18 protein-coding genes are annotated in these 18791 nt (G+C 53.0%); 10 read left to right on the forward strand and 8 right to left on the reverse strand.

Going from position 1 to position 18791, the window contains the following annotated elements; translation table 11 throughout:
- Positions 1-146 precede the first annotated feature (146 nt).
- Positions 147-761, forward strand: a complete 615-nt coding sequence (locus EDM56_RS04550) for a pyridoxamine 5'-phosphate oxidase family protein (protein ID WP_122916688.1) — start codon at positions 147-149, stop codon at positions 759-761.
- Positions 762-835: 74 nt separating this feature from the next.
- Here the strand turns inward: EDM56_RS04550 and EDM56_RS04555 are convergent, their stop codons facing one another.
- The 8 genes from EDM56_RS04555 to EDM56_RS04590 form a co-directional block, all read right to left on the reverse strand.
- On the reverse strand, positions 836-1606 hold the full coding sequence (locus EDM56_RS04555) for an HpcH/HpaI aldolase family protein (protein WP_246009254.1): 771 nt from the start codon (positions 1604-1606) through the stop codon (positions 836-838).
- Positions 1607-1725: 119 nt separating this feature from the next.
- A complete protein-coding gene (locus EDM56_RS04560; protein ID WP_122916689.1) occupies positions 1726-3303 on the reverse strand; it encodes a hydantoinase/oxoprolinase N-terminal domain-containing protein in 1578 nt (525 codons plus the stop codon).
- Positions 3300-4397, reverse strand: a complete 1098-nt coding sequence (locus EDM56_RS04565) for an S-methyl thiohydantoin desulfurase family protein (protein WP_122916730.1) — start codon at positions 4395-4397, stop codon at positions 3300-3302. The genes EDM56_RS04560 and EDM56_RS04565 overlap by 4 nt, the downstream gene beginning before the upstream one ends.
- Positions 4398-4422: 25 nt before the next feature.
- Positions 4423-5745 carry a purine-cytosine permease family protein gene (locus EDM56_RS04570; RefSeq protein ID WP_122916690.1) on the reverse strand — a complete coding sequence of 441 codons (1323 nt, stop codon included), beginning with the start codon at positions 5743-5745 and terminating at the stop codon, positions 4423-4425.
- Positions 5746-6161: 416 nt separating this feature from the next.
- Complete coding sequence (locus EDM56_RS04575; RefSeq protein ID WP_122916691.1) at positions 6162-7532, reverse strand: hydantoinase/oxoprolinase N-terminal domain-containing protein; 1371 nt, start codon at positions 7530-7532, stop codon at positions 6162-6164.
- A gap of 7 nt (positions 7533-7539) precedes the next feature.
- Positions 7540-8661: an S-methyl thiohydantoin desulfurase family protein gene (locus tag EDM56_RS04580; protein WP_246009255.1), complete on the reverse strand. Its 1122-nt coding sequence runs from the start codon at positions 8659-8661 to the stop codon at positions 7540-7542.
- 47 nt (positions 8662-8708) lie between these two features.
- A complete protein-coding gene (locus EDM56_RS04585) occupies positions 8709-10130 on the reverse strand; it encodes a sigma-54 interaction domain-containing protein (protein ID WP_122916693.1) in 1422 nt (473 codons plus the stop codon).
- Between the two features lie 160 nt (positions 10131-10290).
- Positions 10291-10659, reverse strand: a complete 369-nt coding sequence (locus tag EDM56_RS04590) for a MoaF-related domain-containing protein (protein ID WP_122916694.1) — start codon at positions 10657-10659, stop codon at positions 10291-10293.
- Positions 10660-10774: 115 nt separating this feature from the next.
- On the opposite strand from EDM56_RS04590, the gene EDM56_RS04595 reads away from it, so the two are divergent.
- The 9 genes from EDM56_RS04595 (at position 10775) to EDM56_RS04635 (ending at position 18740) form a co-directional block, all read left to right on the forward strand.
- Entirely contained in the window at positions 10775-11194 is a 420-nt protein-coding gene (locus EDM56_RS04595; protein WP_122916695.1) for a GNAT family N-acetyltransferase, read from the forward strand.
- A gap of 114 nt (positions 11195-11308) precedes the next feature.
- Positions 11309-12169 (forward strand): MurR/RpiR family transcriptional regulator, encoded by an 861-nt coding sequence (locus EDM56_RS04600; RefSeq protein WP_183192293.1) that lies wholly within the window; start codon positions 11309-11311, stop codon positions 12167-12169.
- Between the two features lie 42 nt (positions 12170-12211).
- Positions 12212-12880, forward strand: a complete 669-nt coding sequence (locus tag EDM56_RS04605) for an N-acetylmannosamine-6-phosphate 2-epimerase (protein ID WP_122916696.1) — start codon at positions 12212-12214, stop codon at positions 12878-12880.
- The gene (locus EDM56_RS04610; RefSeq protein ID WP_122916697.1) at positions 12877-13767 is read left to right on the forward strand and encodes an ROK family protein; all 891 of its coding nucleotides are present in this window, start codon (positions 12877-12879) and stop codon (positions 13765-13767) included. Before EDM56_RS04605 ends, EDM56_RS04610 begins: the two co-directional genes overlap by 4 nt.
- Before the next feature lie 23 nt (positions 13768-13790).
- Positions 13791-15182: an ABC transporter substrate-binding protein gene (locus tag EDM56_RS04615; RefSeq protein WP_122916698.1), complete on the forward strand. Its 1392-nt coding sequence runs from the start codon at positions 13791-13793 to the stop codon at positions 15180-15182.
- 4 nt (positions 15183-15186) lie between these two features.
- Complete coding sequence (locus tag EDM56_RS04620) at positions 15187-16053, forward strand: carbohydrate ABC transporter permease (protein WP_148040357.1); 867 nt, start codon at positions 15187-15189, stop codon at positions 16051-16053.
- Positions 16050-16871 carry a carbohydrate ABC transporter permease gene (locus tag EDM56_RS04625; RefSeq protein ID WP_122916700.1) on the forward strand — a complete coding sequence of 274 codons (822 nt, stop codon included), beginning with the start codon at positions 16050-16052 and terminating at the stop codon, positions 16869-16871. Before EDM56_RS04620 ends, EDM56_RS04625 begins: the two co-directional genes overlap by 4 nt.
- Before the next feature lie 139 nt (positions 16872-17010).
- On the forward strand, positions 17011-18324 hold the full coding sequence (locus tag EDM56_RS04630; protein ID WP_122916701.1) for an MFS transporter: 1314 nt from the start codon (positions 17011-17013) through the stop codon (positions 18322-18324).
- A 140-nt stretch (positions 18325-18464) separates the two neighbouring features.
- Entirely contained in the window at positions 18465-18740 is a 276-nt protein-coding gene (locus EDM56_RS04635) for an HU family DNA-binding protein (protein WP_122916702.1), read from the forward strand.
- Positions 18741-18791: the final 51 nt, after the last annotated feature.

Genomic DNA, 18791 nt, shown 5'->3' on the forward strand with positions numbered 1-18791 from the left:
TCCCGAATTATTTGTAACCGCTCTCAGTTTGTATAAGATCAGCTATTCGAAATCGTTATTGTCCTACTGGGCCTGCTTTCCAGTATAATAAGCTTATCTGAACGTGCCCCACGCGGTACTGCCAAGGTAGGGAGTGAAATGTGACGATGTTTAAAGAAACGGTATCAACAGAAGAAGAATTGCGTTCCATGCTGGGCTACCCAAGTGAACTTGTGCAAAACAAAGTGATCCATTACTTAGATGAGCATTGTCGAGACTTTATTGCCAAATCCCCTTTTCTCGCCATATCGACCTCTGATCATCAGGGGCTGTGCGATGTTTCCCCTCGGGGAGATTCACCCGGTTTCGTGCTAGTACTCGATGACAAGCATCTCGTGATTCCTGAAAGGCCCGGAAATCGCAGAATTGATTCTATGAAAAATATCTTATCAAATCCGAACATTGGGCTTATTTTTATCATTCCAGGTTTAGAAGAAACACTCCGGATAAATGGGCGCGCTTGTTTGGTTCGTGATGAAGAACTTCTTGCTCAAATGGAAGCGGGCGGGCGCACTCCGATGATCGGAATCGGAGTTGAGGTACAAGAATGCTATGTACACTGCGCAAAAGCATTTAAACGGTCCAAACTATGGGATCACGATTCTTGGCTGGAAAAAGACAAGCTACCGCGAGCTTCCCGGATTTTGGCGGATCATGCAAAAATGGCTCCTGAAGCCATCGAAGAAGTGTTGAAAGAAAGCTATACGAAACGACTCTATTAATACAGATCATGTAACACCTCGTTAAAAAAACGCACGCCCCATTTTGGGAAACGTGCGTTTTTTCGATACATTCCTCATTTGCTTGCGTCTCGGGCACCTGCCACTTGCGAAAGCGATGCCATGATAACCGATGTCGTCACAACTGCCACGAGTGACGTTCCCCGCCCCAGTTCATCGCGTACACCTGCAGCGCTCGTCGCAATGTTGCCAAGCGGCACATTCAGCTCACGCGCCGTTTCATACAATCGCTGCATGACCTGCTGAAATTCAGGATGTGATGCCCCCGCTTCTTTATACCCGAGCGAGATGGACAGATCGGTTGGGCCGATAAAAGCCGCATCAACACCCGGCACAGTGACGATTTCTGCGAAATTGGCCACTGCTTCCGGCGTTTCAATATGGACGATGATCAAGGTTTGTTCATCTGCAGCATCCAAATACAGCTTTCCGCCATCTATACCAAATCGGGCAGAACGGGTGATGAAGGCGGCACCTCGCTGGCCGATCGGCGGGAACTTTGCCCGTTTGACCACTTTCTCCGCTTCCTCGCGCGTGTTTACCATCGGTACCTGAATGCCTTTCGCGCCGAGATCAAGCGCTTTTTGGATATCGGATGGATCATAGGAGACGCGCACGATCGGCACGATCGCTGCCAATTCCGCCGCTCGGATCATCTGCTCGATTTCTCGCTGGGAAAAGGCTCCGTGCTCATTGTCGATCAACACAAAATCAAAGCCCGCGTAACCGATCATTTCCACCAAATCCGGAGCGTACATGCCAACCAGGGCGCCTAAAGCCGGCTCCCCTTTTTTCAGCTTTTCTTTCACTGCATTTGTCATCATCATCTTGGCCTAGCCCCCTCGCTTTACCCACAATTCTAGCAATCTCGCGTTTGAATTGCCAGAAATGAAAGAAAACCTGAACAAGAGCAGAACACTCTCACAGGTTTTCTTTCATCCACGCATTAGACGAGATTCGTTACTTCCGCAGACGCTTTGAGCGTACCCGCCGCTTTCACGCGGATTCGCGTCGCGTTCCCCAAATAGGAGAGCGGGATGTCCTCGAACTCGACGATTTCTACGGTTGACTCCTCTGCTCCGGCCGCGATTGCCTCGTCGATCGCCATGCGTTTGGCCGCTTCGACTGTTTTTTCGCGATCCATCTCATCGAGCGAGAAGACGCGATCGATTTGGCCGCTGATCTGAGCAATAGCCGCACCGATGGCATTCGCGACCCCAAAGTTTTCCGGACGGATAACTGTCAATGCGCCTTGCAGCTCATCCGGCAGCAGGATGCTTCCACCACCGACCAAAATGATCGGTACGGGCTCGGCGCTCGTTTTCATTTTGTCGATCGCTTCCTCAGCCATTTCGACCAGTCGATTGTAGACGTTCTCAAGCAGCTGACGATCCAGATGCGCGACCAGGCTTGCATCGCCCAGATCCGCTTTGCCAAGCGCGATGATGACATCGGTCGTGGTCATTGTGTCCCCACCGAACGCGAGACCCTTTTCCGGCAGCTGATAGCCAACGCTGTCTGGTCCGATCGTGAAGCTGCCATCGTCCTGAATGCGCACGATCGTGCCGCCACCGAGTCCAATGGAAATCAAATCGGGCATGCGGAAATTAGTACGCGCACCGCCGATTTCCACAGCGAGGGAAGATTCCCGCGGGAACGAGTTGACGAGCACACCGATGTCTGTCGTCGTTCCCCCGACGTCGACGACCAGGGCGTTGGCTAAGCCGGACAGGTAGGAGGCGCCACGGATGCTGTTCGTCGGGCCGCAGCCGATGGTGAGAATCGGGTATTTCACAGCATACTCGATGCTCATCAGCGTGCCGTCATTTTGTCCGAAAAAGACGCGGGCGTTGACCTGCTCCGCTTTCAGCGCCTCGATGAAGCCATAGGCTGTCGTTTTGGCCACATTCACGATCGCTGCGTTCAAAATCGTGGCGTTTTCCCGTTCGAGCAGTCCGACGCTGCCGATCTCATAGGATAGCGAAAGCGGAATTTCGTTGCCCAGCACCTCGCGCAAAATTTCGGCTGCGCGCAGCTCATGGTCTTTGGACACCGGTGAAAAGACGGACGCAATGGCGATGGAGTTGACCTTGCCTTTGAGCTCTTCGGCGATTCGGTACAATTCCTTCTCGTCTAAACGCGTGAGCTCTCTGCCATCGAACTCGTGACCGCCGCGCACGATGTAAACGTGCTGTCCCAGCAGCTTACGCAAATCATCAGGTACGCCGACCAACGGCTTGATGGCCATCGTCGCAGGAGCGCCGATGCGAATGACCGCGATATTGTTGAGCCGCTTGCGTTCCACGATCGCATTGGTACAGTGTGTCGTCCCAAGCATTGCATAGGTAATCTGGTCGCGTGGCACCCCAGATTGGGCAATCACTTCGCGCATCGCCGCATAAATACCTGAGCTGACATCGCTGGTTGTCGATGTTTTGGTTTGCGCGAGCACGCGGTAGTCTGCATCCAAAAGCACGGCGTCGGTATGAGTGCCGCCTACGTCAATTCCAATCCGGTAATTCATTTTGCCATAACCCCTTTCCCACTCAGCTCTTCCACCGGCTTATAGGTTGCATCGTAACCGAAATATTTAGGCCCGCATGTCGCCAAGCCTTTTTCCGTCCGCCATTTGGCATCGCATGGAATCCCGATGACAATGACGCGCGCACCATAACGCAGGCCTTCGGTCGTAATCGGCATGCCGGTTTCAGAATCCAGCACCGCAATCAGGTCAGGCGTCACACACAGCACCCGATCGCCGCTTTTGGCAAGCAGATGCTCGTTTTGGAAAGACAGTTCCAGCCTCTGCTCCTTGTAAGCCAAAATCCCTTCCAGCTGCGCGGTTCCACGCGCAAAGCCGCCGACGGTTTTCCGATTGACATCCGCCACTTTTCCACAAAACAACTCATAGCCTTTCGTAAGCTTTAGCACTTCCTCGACAGGATTGAGGTTGTTTTCCTTTGACAGCCGAAGCGCACGGCCGATTTCTTCTTCTAGTGTTAAAATATGATGAATGCCGCTTTCTTTCAGGTTTCGACCGTACATCGGATATATCGCACACGTCGCCGATCCACCCTTTTGTACGGTGACGCTTCGGGCGATCCGCTCCGTCCAAGTGTTGTCGATCGTATCCATCAGCGTGATGTTGCCTTTTTCATCGGCGAGCACCATCGGCGTCGCCGATATGCCGTCCAGATAAAAAGTCGTCATCTGGAGCTCAGGGAAGGCGCGGCCCATGCCGTCCACATCGACAACAGGCAGTCCCAGTTTGGCGGCAAGCGCCAGCGGTAGCATCGAATTGATTCCGCCCGCTTCGATCGGAAAGGTGGCGAACACTTCCTTACCCATGTATTTGCCCAATGCGGCGAACGTTTGCGTAATTTCCTCGCCGCTCGGGATTTTTTCGACCAATACGGTAGGAGCCCCCATCCCGCCGGATGCGACGACCAGCGCATCGTCTGGCACTTCATCGACCGACAGCAATGTAATCGGTCCGAACTCTTCGACTGCCTGCAGTGCCATGAGCTTCCCGATGTACGGATCGCCGCCACCTCCTGTACCCAGCAGAGCTGCGCCGACCGCAATGTCTTCGATTTCTTGCTTCCCGATTTTTCTCACGTTTCTCGCTCCTTTTGCTTCAATGTTAGCTTGCTTGATCAATGTACGCCTGCTTCAGCTTCTGATCGAGCGACGCGCCGAACAGCTTCATGCCCACATAGTAGACGATGGCGCTCACGAGCAGCGAATTGATCGATGGAATGCCCCATTCCACGAGGTACCCAGTGGCGAATCCGAGCGCCCAAGCGACGAGCGCCACCGGATTGATCGATTCACATGCTGCCGGCAGCTCACCTTTTTTCCGGCTTTCATCCAGCATTTTTCTGCTTCGCTTCAAAACGAAATAATCGACAACCATCACTCCACCGATCGGCGGCACCCATATGCCCATGAAAACGAGGAAATTCACAAATTGATCCAATATTCCCAAAACAGACAGGATGGTGCCGAGCACGCCGACAATCAGTGTGATCACACCGCGATTGACTTGCTTGCCAAAGAGGGAATCGATGATATTGGTTATTCCCAATGAAGCCGAGTATAAATTGATATCATTTATTTTAACCGTTGCAAAAATGACGGTAGCTGCGCCGAGCACGCCGGACGTCTGCAGCGCGATTGTGACGACGTCGCTGCTTTTGACGGCGTGTGCCATCAGTACAGCGATCAAATTGATGATGATTTCCCCTACGATAATGGATATGAGTGTGGACCAGACGACATCTCTATTATTCCGACAGTAGCGCGTCATATCTGGTGTGAGGATCGCGCCGATCATGAAGCTGCCGGCCACCATCGTGGCACCCATGCCAAGCGTCATCGGCGGTCCTGGCGGTGCTGATGCGATCAAATCGGTGAGCGATTGGCTTTCAAAAACATGATAGATTCCGTACGCGACAGCCAGTAAAAATCCGGGAACAGCGATTTTAGCAGTGATTCCGAGCCACTTGAATCCGAAAATCACGATCGCCGTGACGAACAGCCCTGTCAGCGTCGCCGCTAGCGGAAAGCCGAGCACGCCATTAAAAGCATCGTTGAGCCCTTTGGCGAATACCGAGTTTTGCACCCCGAACCACCCGAGTGTTCCGACGACAATTACAAAGCTGATCATGCTTGAGCCATATTTGCCGAATCCGGTCCAACGCGTCAGCAAGCTGGTCGACAATCCCTCGCGTGCGCCTGCGAATCCGATGAACAACGTGATCACTTCCAACAAAATCAATCCCAACAAGCTGGCTAGTGCAGCATCCCAAAAGCTCATGCCATAACCGAGAAATGCACCCAAAATAAATTGACTAAGAGAAGTAAAAGACCCGATTCGAATCACCAAAATCTCCCACATCGGCACTCTCGCCTCTACAGGAACCCTACCCAGCGAGTAATCGTCTGCCATTGAATGACCTGCCATGTGTAATCGCCCCCCTTTTTCTTCACTCTTTCTTACTGTTTGCTCGCTTTCACCCATGCACCCGCAATTTGACCATCAATCCGGGAAAGCCACCTCCCAACGTTTTCACAATCTCAATAAAGCAACTATTGTGCCAGCCTGATTTACGAGTCAAATCGACTGAATATAGCGATTATTTCTCAAATTATCAGCACATAGTAGGTAGTGCACTTGTTTTTCTCACGCATTTTCCCGGTAATAATCGCTATTTATCACTTTGTATTTCTCTATTTCGCAGATTTTCTCCCGTTTTCGCAAATTTCTCACACTAATTCTTAAGAGCATGGAGCTGAGAAAAAAAGACGCGATCCTAAGTAGCGCACGTCCAGCTGCTCGAATCGCGTCCTCCTATGCATTTCTTTTGCAAGCTGCAACAATCACAGCAATGCGTCTCCTATCGCTTTCACGCTGACTCGTACCGCTTTGCTTGGCATGTAGGAAAGGGGGAAGATTTCAGCGGTTTGCACAAAAACGGTCTGCGGGTCTGCTCCCTCTCTCACCGCACTGTGAATCGCCTCCTGCTTCGCCAAGTCCATCGTCTCCTCCCGGCTCATTTCCTCCAGCCAAAAAATACGGTCCACCCTGCCACTGATCGGCGCCATGCATGCCCCGACGGTGCTCGCGAGCGGAAAGTGTTGCGGATGCAGCACATCGACCCATGGGTATTTGTACACAGCAGCGATTCGTTCGCTTTTCTCCCCGACGAAAACGATCGGATACGGATCAAAGCGAGGCTGAAAACGCTGGATCGCCTGATGAATCTCCTCCAGGCATTCATCGCGCACCACAGGCCCTGATGATGGAAACCGAACCTCGGTCACATCGGGCATCTGCAAATTGACGCGTACGCCTGCAATGTTTTGATTTCGCCGCTTCTCCTTGGGAAATCCCCCTTCCACCAGCCCGATGCGGGCCGCATCTTCAAAGACGTCTACGATCACACAATCCTGAAGTCGCGCGAGCAAGGACGCTCCACGGAAGCAATTGGAAATGTGCGAGCCAAACGTGCGGATCGGATGCCGCAGCACCGCATCATACGAAAGGAGCGAACCGTCATTTTGCGTGAAAAAAAGTTTCGCTTGGATGTGATACCGGTCAATCAGCTCTTTCACACCCGCAAGCGAAGCCTGGACCAGCTTGGTTAATGACGCATTCAAGATCGCTGCGTTCTCCCGTTCGAGAAAACCAAGGCTGCCAAGCTCATGCGACATGGTAATCGCGCTTGCATCGCCCGCCGCTTCGCGAATCCAGCTTGCCACCTGTGCTTCGTGCCCTTGTGCAAGCGGGGAAAACGTACCCGTGATCGCAAACGACTCGACTCCGCGTTCGATGCAGGCCCGCGCATACCGCTTGAGCTCATCTTGCTGCCATTCCAGCTCATGTGCTCTCCCGTCAATCTCATGGCCCCCATACAAAAAAAATTCATCCACCGCAATTGCACTGCGTACACTGCCCACGCCGCCGTACAGGGGCGGGATCGTACTGCGTGCTTGCCCAATCCGGATTGCGGCTACTTTCGCCAGCCGCTTGCCCGCTAAAAGCGCCTCGCCAAAAAAATCCGTGCCGATGATGATTTTTTCGATGGGCATGCTGCGGTCCACTCCCACCATCCGCTCTAGCACTTGTGCAATTCCTGCGACAAGACCCGTGGTGACAGGCTCCTTCACAATCGCCATAATTTTATCCTGCGGGTCCATCAAAATGGCTGTCGTTTGCGTCCGTCCCGCATCAATTCCCAGTCGATACATGCTACGCTCACCTCCAGTCTCCGGCTTCCGCAACCAGCTGCTCCACAGGCGTATATGTATCGCTTACGCCAAAATTCCAAGGTCCCACCACATCCAGCATCTTGGGATGTCGCAAAAGCACGGGGGCGGGAATGGCGATCAGCCATACTTTCATGTGAAGCTCCAGCTCCTCGATCAAAAGCGGAAGCCCGTTGTCGGCATCAAGCACACAGATCAAATCCGGCACCATTGCGACAGCCCGTTTCCCTTCCTTCGCCAGCAAATATTCGCTTTGGAATCGCACCTCAATCTGTTCGCTGTGATGAAAGCCAGTCCCTTCGATCACCAGCTCTCCGCGCATGAAGTCATCCTGTAAGTAGCGCTGCAGATCCACGATCTTTCCTTCCGTCAGCTTGTGCGGCTTGCCGTAGATGGAATTTTGCAGGTCGGCGGAAAGATTGGCAAAAACGCGATGTATGTCCGTGCCAGCCGCAATCACACTCTGACCGATCCGCTTCGCGACCGTAAAGGTATGGTGGAGCGCCGTCTCCTGCATCATCGCCGCGCGCATCGGGACACAGGCTGCTGCTACCGAGCCACCCATTTCTGGCAGGACAAAGCGTGCCGCTTTTTCGATTTCATAGTTGGACGATCCACTGAAATAACGCCAATCATCATGGTTGGAGCAGATCACCAAAGGTGCTGCCTGAACGCCGAACGCATGATACGTCGTCATCTGGAACTCCGGGAATGCACGGCCCATCCCGTCGCAATCTATGAGCGGCAGTTTCGTTTTGGCAGCGGTTACAAGTGGCGCCATTGCATTAATGCCGCCGATTTCAAGCCCCGCGATCGCCATCGCCTGAATTTGCTTTTCTCGCTCCAGCACGCGCAGTGCAGCCACCAATTCGTCGCCGGACATCATTTTTTCAAAATGGATGGCAGGCGATCCCATCAGTCCGCTACACACGATCCAGGCATCATCCGGCAAGTCAAAGGGCGAAAGCAAGGAAACAGGTCCGTTTTCACGAATCGCCTGCTTGGCCATAATCTGCAGCAGCGATGTATCGCCCCCGCCGCCCGATCCGAGAAACAATGCGCCGCACGCCAAGGCATCTACGTCTTTTTCTTTCAGTTTGTGCTTCATCATTTGCTCATCCCTGCCTTTCCGTACGCGGATGCTATCTGTCTTTCGCTTTATTTGCGGCTGTACTTGCTCAAGCGGCGATAGAGCGTCGCTACGCTCATTCCCAACGACTCCGCCGCTTTGCGCTTTCCTTCGGTGCTTTTGCCGAAACGTTGAATCGCCTCCACGATCAACTGCTCCTCGTCTTGGTCATTGCCGAGCTGTGCGACAGTGGCGGATGAAACTGTCAGATCATTCTGCTGATTTGCCACATGCTCCAGCTGAGAGCCAGTTGATACGCCCGCCGCTTCCTTGCTTGTCCAAAACTCCCGTATCGAAGCGGGCAAGCTGTTGATCGTCACCAAATCACCGATTTCCAGATTCACAATATATTCCAGCGAGTTTTCAAGCTCACGTATGTTCCCTGGCCAATGATACGCCATCAGGCATTTCATCGCCTGCGTGGAAAAGCGCTTCGGCTCCCTGCCCAGCTTTTCGCCAAACGATTTCATGTAATATTGGATCAAGTCATACAAATCTTCCTTGCGTTCCCGCAGCGGCGGAATGTAGAACGGAATCACGTTCAAACGATAAAATAGATCCTCGCGAAATTGACCGCTCGCGATCATTCCTTCCAAATCTTTGTGCGTCGCCGCGATCAGCCGCACATCGACTGGAATGCTTTCCGAGCCGCCTACCCGCTCAATCCGGCGCTCTTGAAAGACACGGAGGAGCTTGGCCTGCAAATAATGCGGCATGTCTCCGATTTCGTCCAGGAACAGCGTGCCATTCAGCGCAAGTTCGAATCGTCCCGGTTTTCCGCCTTTTTTCGCGCCGGTGAAAGCCCCTTCCTCATAGCCGAACAGCTCGCTTTCCAAAAGCGCTTCCGGTATGGCAGCACAGTTAATGGCAACAAACGGCCCTTCCCACCTTGTGCTGCTCGCATGAATCGATTGGGCCAGCACCTCTTTGCCTGTACCGCTCTCCCCGCGGATCAGCACCGTCGACTGGCTGTTGGCAATCTTTTTCGCTTTTTCCTTCAAGCCCGTGATCGTCGGGCTGCTGCCTCTAATATCCGCAAATGTGTAGCGCGTCGTATATTTTCGTGTTTTCTCATGCTCTGCCTCGACCGTCTGGCCTGTGAACTGAAGGATCGCCCCTTCTACCTGCCGGTCGATGATCAGCGGGTCCAACCGGCAAGCATACGGGTGCCGTTTTCCCCCTTGATCAAGCAGGTCGACGGAACAATCGCGTAACGGCTTTCCACGCTTTACACAGTCCAACAGCTTCGGTGTATCGATGAGCGCAGGTAGCTTTTGGTTGAGCAAAACCACAAGCGACCGTCCCCACACATTTTCCGCAGCAGGATTGGCGTGCAGCACCTGTCCAACTGCGTCGACAACCAGAACAGGCACCGTGATCAATGCCAGCAGCCCCTCCACTTCCTTGCGCAGCAGTTTTCGATTTTTGTCCGCCTGATCATTATTCTGCATCTGTCTCACCCGCATCGTCAGCTATTTTGGTTTATTATACCCGATTCTTTGGAATTGGGGAGATGCAGGGGAGTGTCTGGTCGGATAAATAACCCGTATAAAAACGAATCCAAGCAAAAACCCGCATCGGCTAACTGGGCTCAGATGCGGGTTTTCGTCCTCACGAGGTAAAGTTGTCTAGTTCGGCTATGGTACCGGAATGAAATAAACTTTTACGAACACCCCCTACATCATAGGTATAATGAGTATAAACTCGCATCCTATTAAAATCTGCAACTTGGCTGACCGCGTAGACTTCCTCCAACCAATACATAAAGTATACGTGAGGAGCTATTTCCACGTAATCGAATGTATAGTAACCATTGAAACCTTTATGCGGTCCAGCAATCCCTACATCATGCCGATGAGTAGCGTCAAAGAACTGAATGATAAATACATTGCCATCATCGTAGTCGTATCGAAAGGTTTTACCCGCATATACAGGGGGGCGATGGCGATATTGTACACTCTGAAAATTCGGATGTTGCATACACTACTCCTCCTTTCGTGAGCAGTATATGTAAAACATAGGTGGATGCTCTGCGTGGTATGAGGAAAACGAATCGCTCTGAACAAACACGAACAAATAAAAAGGAGATTGGCCCATGATTGATTTGAAAGAGAGGCTACATGAACATGACGTGCTTGCACTGCTTGCCTATTCAGTTGGTGCTCCGAGCATGGAGAAGCTGCTTCAGGTTGCCGCACGCTATGAGCGTTCCGACTCAATGATGATGGTCGGAGTAGAAGAAGATGGGGTGCTCCTCGGCTGTATCGGGCTTGATCTTGCTCGCTTGCCCAAGGCTGTCATCACGCATGTGGCGGTTCATCCGGACGCACGTGGCAAAGGCATCGGCAGACATATGCTCGCCGACGCGATGCAGCGCTTTTCTTTGACAGTAATCGGAGCAGAGACGGATGCCAGTGCCGTCGGATTTTACCGGTCTTGTGGATTTACGGTGAAGAGCTTGGGGGAGAAATATCCGGGGGTAGAGCGGTTTTGGTGTGAGCGGGGAGGAAGATGAATCGGCAACAATCTCCGCTTTTTATGGAAAAAAAGAAGGATATTTCCACACTTTCTGTATATCGTATGGTAACCCCCAAAAAAGCCCGACAACCAAGGAGGTGCCTGTCGACGAGTGAGCGTACCTGTCCCCGTTCGTGAATTCACCGCCAAATTGAACAGCTATTTGAAGTCATTGACCAAATCGGAAAAAAAAGTTGCCGACTATGTGCAAGGGCGCTTTGATGAAATTTTGTACTTATCCGTCACGGACCTCGCTGAACTGGCGGATGTCGGCGAAACGACCGTCCTGCGCTTTTGCCGCAAGCTCGGCTTTAAAGGCTACCAGGAGTTCAAGCTCGCATTGGCCAAAGATGCGCTCAATCCGCTGGCAAACCTGCACGGCGATATTGAAGAGAGCGACGAGTTTTTGGTGACGATGCAAAAAGTGAATGTCTCCAACATCCAGGCCATTTCGGAAACGACCGGGATGATCGATCCGAAGGAGCTTGACCAAGCCATTGATATGATCCTTGCCAGCCAAAAAATCCATTTCTACGGTGCAGGCGTTTCCGGCATCACCGCGCTGGATGCCAAAAGTCGGTTTATGCGGATCGGCCTTTCCGTCGATGCTTCGCTCGACTCCCACCATCAGGCGATGGCAGCGGCTACGCTCAGCCAGCACGACCTGGCCATCGGCTTTTCTATTTCCGGCAGCACCAAAGACACGGTCGATGCTTTGGCGATCGCCCGATCCAACCAGGCAAAAGTCATCGCGATCACGCATTTTGCCCGTTCACCGATTACCAAGCTCGCCGATGTCGTCCTGTTGAACAGCGGCAGGGAGGCGCCCTTGCAAGGGGGCTCGCTCGCCGCCAAAATTGCCCAGCTTCATGTAATCGACCTGCTGTATACAGGCGTGGCGCTCCGCATCAAGGATAAGGCGCTCTACTACAAGGAAAAAGCGGCAAAAGCCGTTGCTGACAAGGCGTACTAGCGACGACTGCCGTCCCCATTTCACAGACGAAAGGAAGCTACGATGCTGATGACATTAAAAGGTGGCCTGATCGTATCTTGCCAGGCCCTCGAAGACGAGCCGCTGCATGGCGCGCAGTTTATGGAACGGATGGCCTTGGCGGCAAAGGCGGGCGGCGCCGCCGGTATCCGTGCCAACGGTTATGCTGACATCAAAGCGATCAAAGCAAGCGTCGACCTCCCTGTAATCGGCATCCACAAAATAAAGCTGCCCGGCTACGACGCGTTCATCACGCCAACCAAACAGGCAGCCCAAACCGTCTATGATGCAGGTGCAGAAATCATCGCGATCGATGCGACAACCCAAAGCCGCCCAGAAAAGCTGGAAGAATTGATCGCCTTCATCAAAACGACGCTCGGCACGTATGTGATGGCTGATGTGTCCACTGCCCAGGAAGGGCTGCGGGCGCAGGAGCTTGGCTGCGACCTCGTGGGCACGACTTTGTCCGGGTACACGCAGGAAACGGCCGACCACATGCAGGAGCCGGATTTTACGCTGCTGCAAGATCTGGTTTCGACACTGCATGTACCGGTGGTTGCTGAAGGGAGGATCCATACGCCACAGCAGGCAAAACAGGCTCTTTTGCTCGGCGCTTTTTGTGTGGTCGTCGGTGGTGCGATCACTCGTCCACAAGAAATCACGCGCCGCTTTATCGAAGGAATGAAAACATGAAGGTCGCGATCGGGATCGATATCGGCGGAACAAAGATTCGCGGCGGATTGGTTCGCGATGACGGAAAGGTTCTTCGCATATCGGAGGTGCCGACGCATGCTACAAACGGCGGCAAGGCAGTTATGGAACGGATCATGGCATTGATCGATGAGTTGGGCATTGCCCACGCTTGCGGAATCGGGGTTGGCGCGACGGGACAGATCGGTCTTTCTGGTCAGATTTTGTCCGCTACCAGCACCTTTCCCGCTTGGGCAGGAATTGCACTGCGCGATGAATTGGCCACCCGTTACGGCCTCCCGGTCCAAGTCGTCAACGATGTGCAAGCGATGGCGTTGGGTGAGCAGCACTATGGCTCGGGACGCGGGATTGCGGACTTTGTATGCCTCGCGCTCGGTACCGGAGTTGGCGGCGCCATCGTTTCCGCAGGGAAGCTGGTTCGCGGGGCGAATGGAGCCGCTGGTGAGATCGGTCATCTTACCCATCGGCATGGCGGCCGCCTCTGCCCCTGCGGGAAATCAGGCTGCCTGGAAGCATATGTATCTGGACGCGCGCTGGCCGAACGTTTTTACGAAACGTACGGCATCCACAAAACCGCAAGCACCATTTTGCAGGAAGCACAATCCGGTGATCCGGCAGCACAGGCGATGCGTGACGAATTTGTCGACGACCTGTCATCCGGCATCGCCTCATTGGCGACGCTGCTCAATCCGCGCAAGATCATCGTCGGCGGCGGCATTGCCCAAAGCTTGGCACCATTCCTTCCGATTATCGGTCAGCAAGTGGTCCGTCAGCTGAGTCACGCCGCAGCGCTTACTTTTTCTGTAGAATTATCAGAATTACGCGACGAATCGATGCTACTTGGCGCTGCTAGTTTGGTCTTTTCATAAACTAAAACGAGGGGGCGAACGTATTGAAACAGCAACGAAAATGGCTGTCCGCCGTGGTTTCACTGGGTCTTTTCGCCGGTCTTGCCGCCTGTAGTTCACCAGCGACACAACAGCAGCAACCTGCTGCTAATGGTGGCGCGGACACGGGCAGCCAAGCGGCAGCACCCGCCAAACAGACCGTTACCATGCTTTATTGGCCCGGACCCGAAAGCGAAGCGATGCAAAAAGTGATCGACAACTATAACCAGACCAAAGGCTCACAGGATGGAGTCGAGGTGAAGATGGCTCCGGCTCCGCGCGAAGGCTTTTGGGAAAAAGAAGCGGCGATGATGTCGTCCGACAACAAAGATATCGATGTGTATTTCACCGCCAGCTATAAAGTCGGCGAGCAAAAAAGCGATCTTGTTCCGTTAGACGACAAGCTCGGCGATCAGCTGAAGCTGTTTATCGGTACGACGATCGACTCTTTGAAAAACGATGGCAAAACGTACGGAATCCCGACCGACGTATCCAATCATTTCATGTATTACCGCAAAGACTTGGTCGAGAAGCTGTTGGCCGATCCGGCGTGGCAAGCCAAATACAAAGAGATCAGCCTGAAGGTAGTCGGCAAAGAGCTGGCACCCAAGCAGCCTGCCGAATGGAACTGGGACGATTTCACTGCAACCGCAGCCTTTTTCACCCAAAGCTTGAATCCCGACTCCCCCACGCAGTACGGAACCGCGTTGCAGGCTAAAAACTTGATTTACAACGTGATGATTTGGGATGACGTGCTTTACTCATTCGGCGGGACCTGGTACACAGGCGATGGCAGGCCGAATTTTGATTCGCCTGAAACGAGAAAAGCGTTGAATGTGTACGCGAACATCATGAAAAACGGAATCTCCCCTGCTGCTGCCTCGACATTTGAATATCCGGAAACGAATCAGGCGTTCCAAACGGGCAAAGCCGCATTCATTTTGCAATGGGGCGCGGCTTACCATGAATTGACGGACCAGGCCAAGAGCGGGCAAGTCTTTGACAAAGTCGGAATCGCACCGATCCCTGGCGACAAGCATGCGACACATGTTCATGCGCTCGGCGTAGGCATCAACAGCCATTCAGATAAACAGGAAGCCGCTCTGAAATGGCTGCAATATCTGGCTACACAGGATGCGATGCAAACATATGCCCAAAACGGCGGCATCCCTCCTGTCGCAGACGTATTAAACGGCATGAAAGACCAGCGTCCCGAATTCCCCTTCATAGCCGAACACGTCGACAAATACGGGTACGTCGCCGACACAGGCAGTCAGGTTTTCCCGATTCTCGAAGTGCTGGCGCGGCATTTTTCGGCCGTCTGGGCTGGCCAGGCCGATGCGGATCAAGCGGCAAAACGAGCGCAAGACGAGGTGAGCAAGCTGATTGGAAAGTAACCGCATGAAAAAAGCGCCTCGTGATGCCTATTGGATGCTGGCCCCGTTAGCAGCAGTCGTGCTTGCACTGGTTGCGTTCCCTACGCTGTACGCCTATTCGGTCAGCCTGCTCGATGCCCGCCTGTCATCCGACGCGGCGCCCTTCATCGGCCTTCACAACTATGCGTCAGCGCTGACAAATCCATCCTTTTATGGATCGATCGCATACAGCGCCAAATTCGCCCTACTGGCAACCGTTGCGGAGCTGATCGCAGGCATCGCGCTTGCGGTGCTGTTTAACCGGACATTCCGGGGGAAAGGCATCGCGACCAGCCTCATGCTGCTTCCCTTGATGGTCGCCCCCTCGCTCTTTGCCTTGATCTTTCGGCTGATGCTAAACGAATTCGTCGGCCTCATCCCGTTTTATTTTTCACGATTGGGAATTCCTTTGAACCCGTTTGACCCCACATGGGTTAACGCGACGCTCGTCATCATCGACGCCTTACAGTGGGTTCCCTTTGTGTTCATTATCGTGTACGCAGGTTTGACGACCATCCCCGAGGAGCTGTATGAGGCGGCCAGGGTCGACGGAGCGACTGCATGGCAAACGTTTGCCACCATTACGCTTCCCCTGCTCGTTCCGACAATCGCAACCGCAGCTTTTTTGCGCGGGATCGATGCGTTCAAAATTTATGACATGATTTATGTGCTGACGAATGGCGGGCCCGGCGAACTGACGACAAGCGTGAGCCTGTTCATTTACAAAAAAGCTTTTTTGGAAGGAAACATTGGAGAAGCGAGCGCAGCGAGCATATTGCTAACGTTCGTCCTCGCTCCTGTTCTCGGATTGGCGATGAAATATGTCGTGAAAAGCGGGAGGGAAGGCGTGTGAACCTCGTAAAACGTATCTTGTTTTGGCTGCTTCTCGCCTGTGCGCTTGCTGTCTTTCTCTCCCCGCTGCTGCTCGACTTCATCACCTCTCTGAAAACAGAAGGCGACATCGCCTCGTTTCCGCCAAAGTGGGCATTTGTGCCGACGTTCGAGCATTATCAGTCCGTTTTTTCCAGCTCCGGCTATCCATTTGGGCAATTTTTTCTGAACAGCTTCCTGATCGCGAGCATCGCCAGCGTTGCAACTGTTGCCATCTGCTTACCCGCTGCTTATGCCATGGTACGGTACGGCCTGGGTAGCAAGCGCTTCTTTTCTTTCATCGTCAGCCTGAAGCTGCTGCCGCCGATCGTTTTTGCCATTCCGTATTTTGCCATGTTTCAGTTCGTCGGGCTGCTCGATACGAAAACAGGGCTCATATGGGTTGCCGTCATCATGAACATCCCGTTGACACTACTATTGATGGTCGGCTTCATTCAGGAACTACCCAAAGAAATTGAAGAGGCAGCGGTCATGGATGGATGCTCACCCACTGCCATCTTGACCAAGATCGTCTTGCCTCTTATCGCACCAGGCGTGGCTGCGGCTGCGATTCTCACGTTTATTTTCACCTGGAACGAGTTTTTGTTCGTGCGCATCTTAAGCGATGTGAAAGCCATGACGACGACGGTCGGGTCCACGTTGTTCATCCAGGCTTATGGCATACGCTGGGGAGATATTGCCGCCGCGATCGCGCTCTCTGTGCTGCCGCCGCTTATCTTTACGTTTTTTGTCCAGCGCTATTTGGTGAAAGGATTGTCGATGGGTGCGGTGAAAGGATAGACACGCAAAAAAACGTTCGGGCTTTTTGTCCCGGACGTTTTTGGTGTTTTCACAGCTACGTTTTGCGAAAGGCTAGACACTGCCGAAATGGGGTACGTTATGGGCAGGCCTCACGATAACTCGATGCGGGGGGAAGCGTATGCAGCAAAAGACGAAATCCGGCACCTTTTTTCCGCGGTCTGCCAAAGACTCTGTTAGCGAAGATTGGTCACAGTCCGGCGCCGCTCAACCTCTGCGCCGCAAGGAAGGACATCTCGACAATCAGGCGAAACTCTTGCTTTTGGTTAACATTTTGTTCATCGCGGCGAGCACGCTATCCGGCGCTTTCGTCACCGTCTATTTGTGGAAAGTGAAAAGCCAGTTTGCCCCGATCGCGTGGTTCACCTTTGCCACCCATTTCGCTGGCGCACTGACCTTCTGGCTGGCTGGCGCATGGATCAAACGTGCAAACAAGATGAACGCCTTGCGCGTAGGCATGGCGGTCTCTGCTTTTTTTTATTTGCTCGTATTGCTGCTGGGTCAACATACCGTTCAGTACGCTGCATGGCTTGGTATCGTACAAGGACTTGCTTCCGGTTTTTTTTGGCTTGCCTTCAATGTTGTCTATTTTGAAATTACCGAGCGGGACAACCGCGACCGTTTCAATGGCTGGGCCGGCCTCCTAGCATCCGGTGCTGGCATGCTTGCGCCATGGATCTCCGGCTTGCTCATTGCGAAGCTGCCGGATAAAACCGGCTACACACTCATCTTCTCGCTTTCGCTCAGCTTGTTCATTGTCGGCGTGATCGTGAGCTTCTTTTTGAAAAAGCGGCAGACAGATGGCGACTATTCGTGGCAGTTCGCGTTCCGTACGCTCCGCCACAACCCGAACTGGCGCTTGGCCGCAGGCGCTTTGGCTGGACAAGGTCTACGGGAAGGCGTATTCGGCTTCATTATCAGCCTCTTGGTTTACATCTCAACGAAAAGCGAGCTGTCGCTCGGCAACTATTCGCTCGTGACTTCTGCTGTCGGGCTTGCCAGCTATTTTCTCATCGGCAAGCTGTTTAAGCCCACCTATCGGAAATGGAGCATGCTGGCGGGTGCTGTCGTGATGACTGGCGTCTTGCTCATCTTTTTTTGGCAAATCAGCTATACGACGCTGCTCGTATTCGGCATCGCCGTCGCCCTGACCTATCCGTTGTATTCGGTTCCCATCCTCTCCACCGTCTTCGACCTGATCGGGACGAATGCTGAGAGCGCCCAGCATCGGGTAGAGTATGTTGTGCTCCGAGAATTCGCGCTCGATGCCGGACGGATGGTCGGCGTTCTGCTGTTTCTTGTCGTCACATCGGTGAGCACGGATCCTGCGACGCTGAAATGGCTGATCCTTGGGATTGGCAGCGGTCCTTTGATCGCCTGGCTTTGCCTATCACGGCTGTTTTCCATCGTGCACAGCAAGCGGACGGAAGGGTAACGGCTACCTTTTCTGCTGTACTGAGCTACCGTTCACCAAAAAAATTCACTATAAGGAAACAAATGTTCTTCATGGGACTTCCCTTTTCCCGATATTTCCATTAATATGAGGGTATACTGAGTGAAAGGGTGTTAAGCCACATGAACAAAACTGAGCTAATCGCAAAAGTTGCTGAAACAGCAGAATTGACCAAGAAGGATGCTACGAAAGCAGTAGACGCTGTCCTTGATGCAATCGCTGATTCTTTGAAAGAAGGGGACAAGGTCTCCCTCATCGGCTTCGGTAACTTTGAAGTGCGTGAGCGCGCGGCTCGCAAAGGTCGCAATCCACAAACTGGCGAAGAAATCGAAATCGCTTCCAGCAAAATTCCTGCGTTTAAACCAGGAAAAGAATTGAAAGACGTTGTAAAACAATAGTCGATACATAGGAATAAGCGCCCGAGTGATGAAGTGACCCCAAAAAGTTAG

The organism is Brevibacillus fluminis (assembly GCF_003710825.1).
Lineage (GTDB): Bacteria > Bacillota > Bacilli > Brevibacillales > Brevibacillaceae > Brevibacillus_D > Brevibacillus_D fluminis.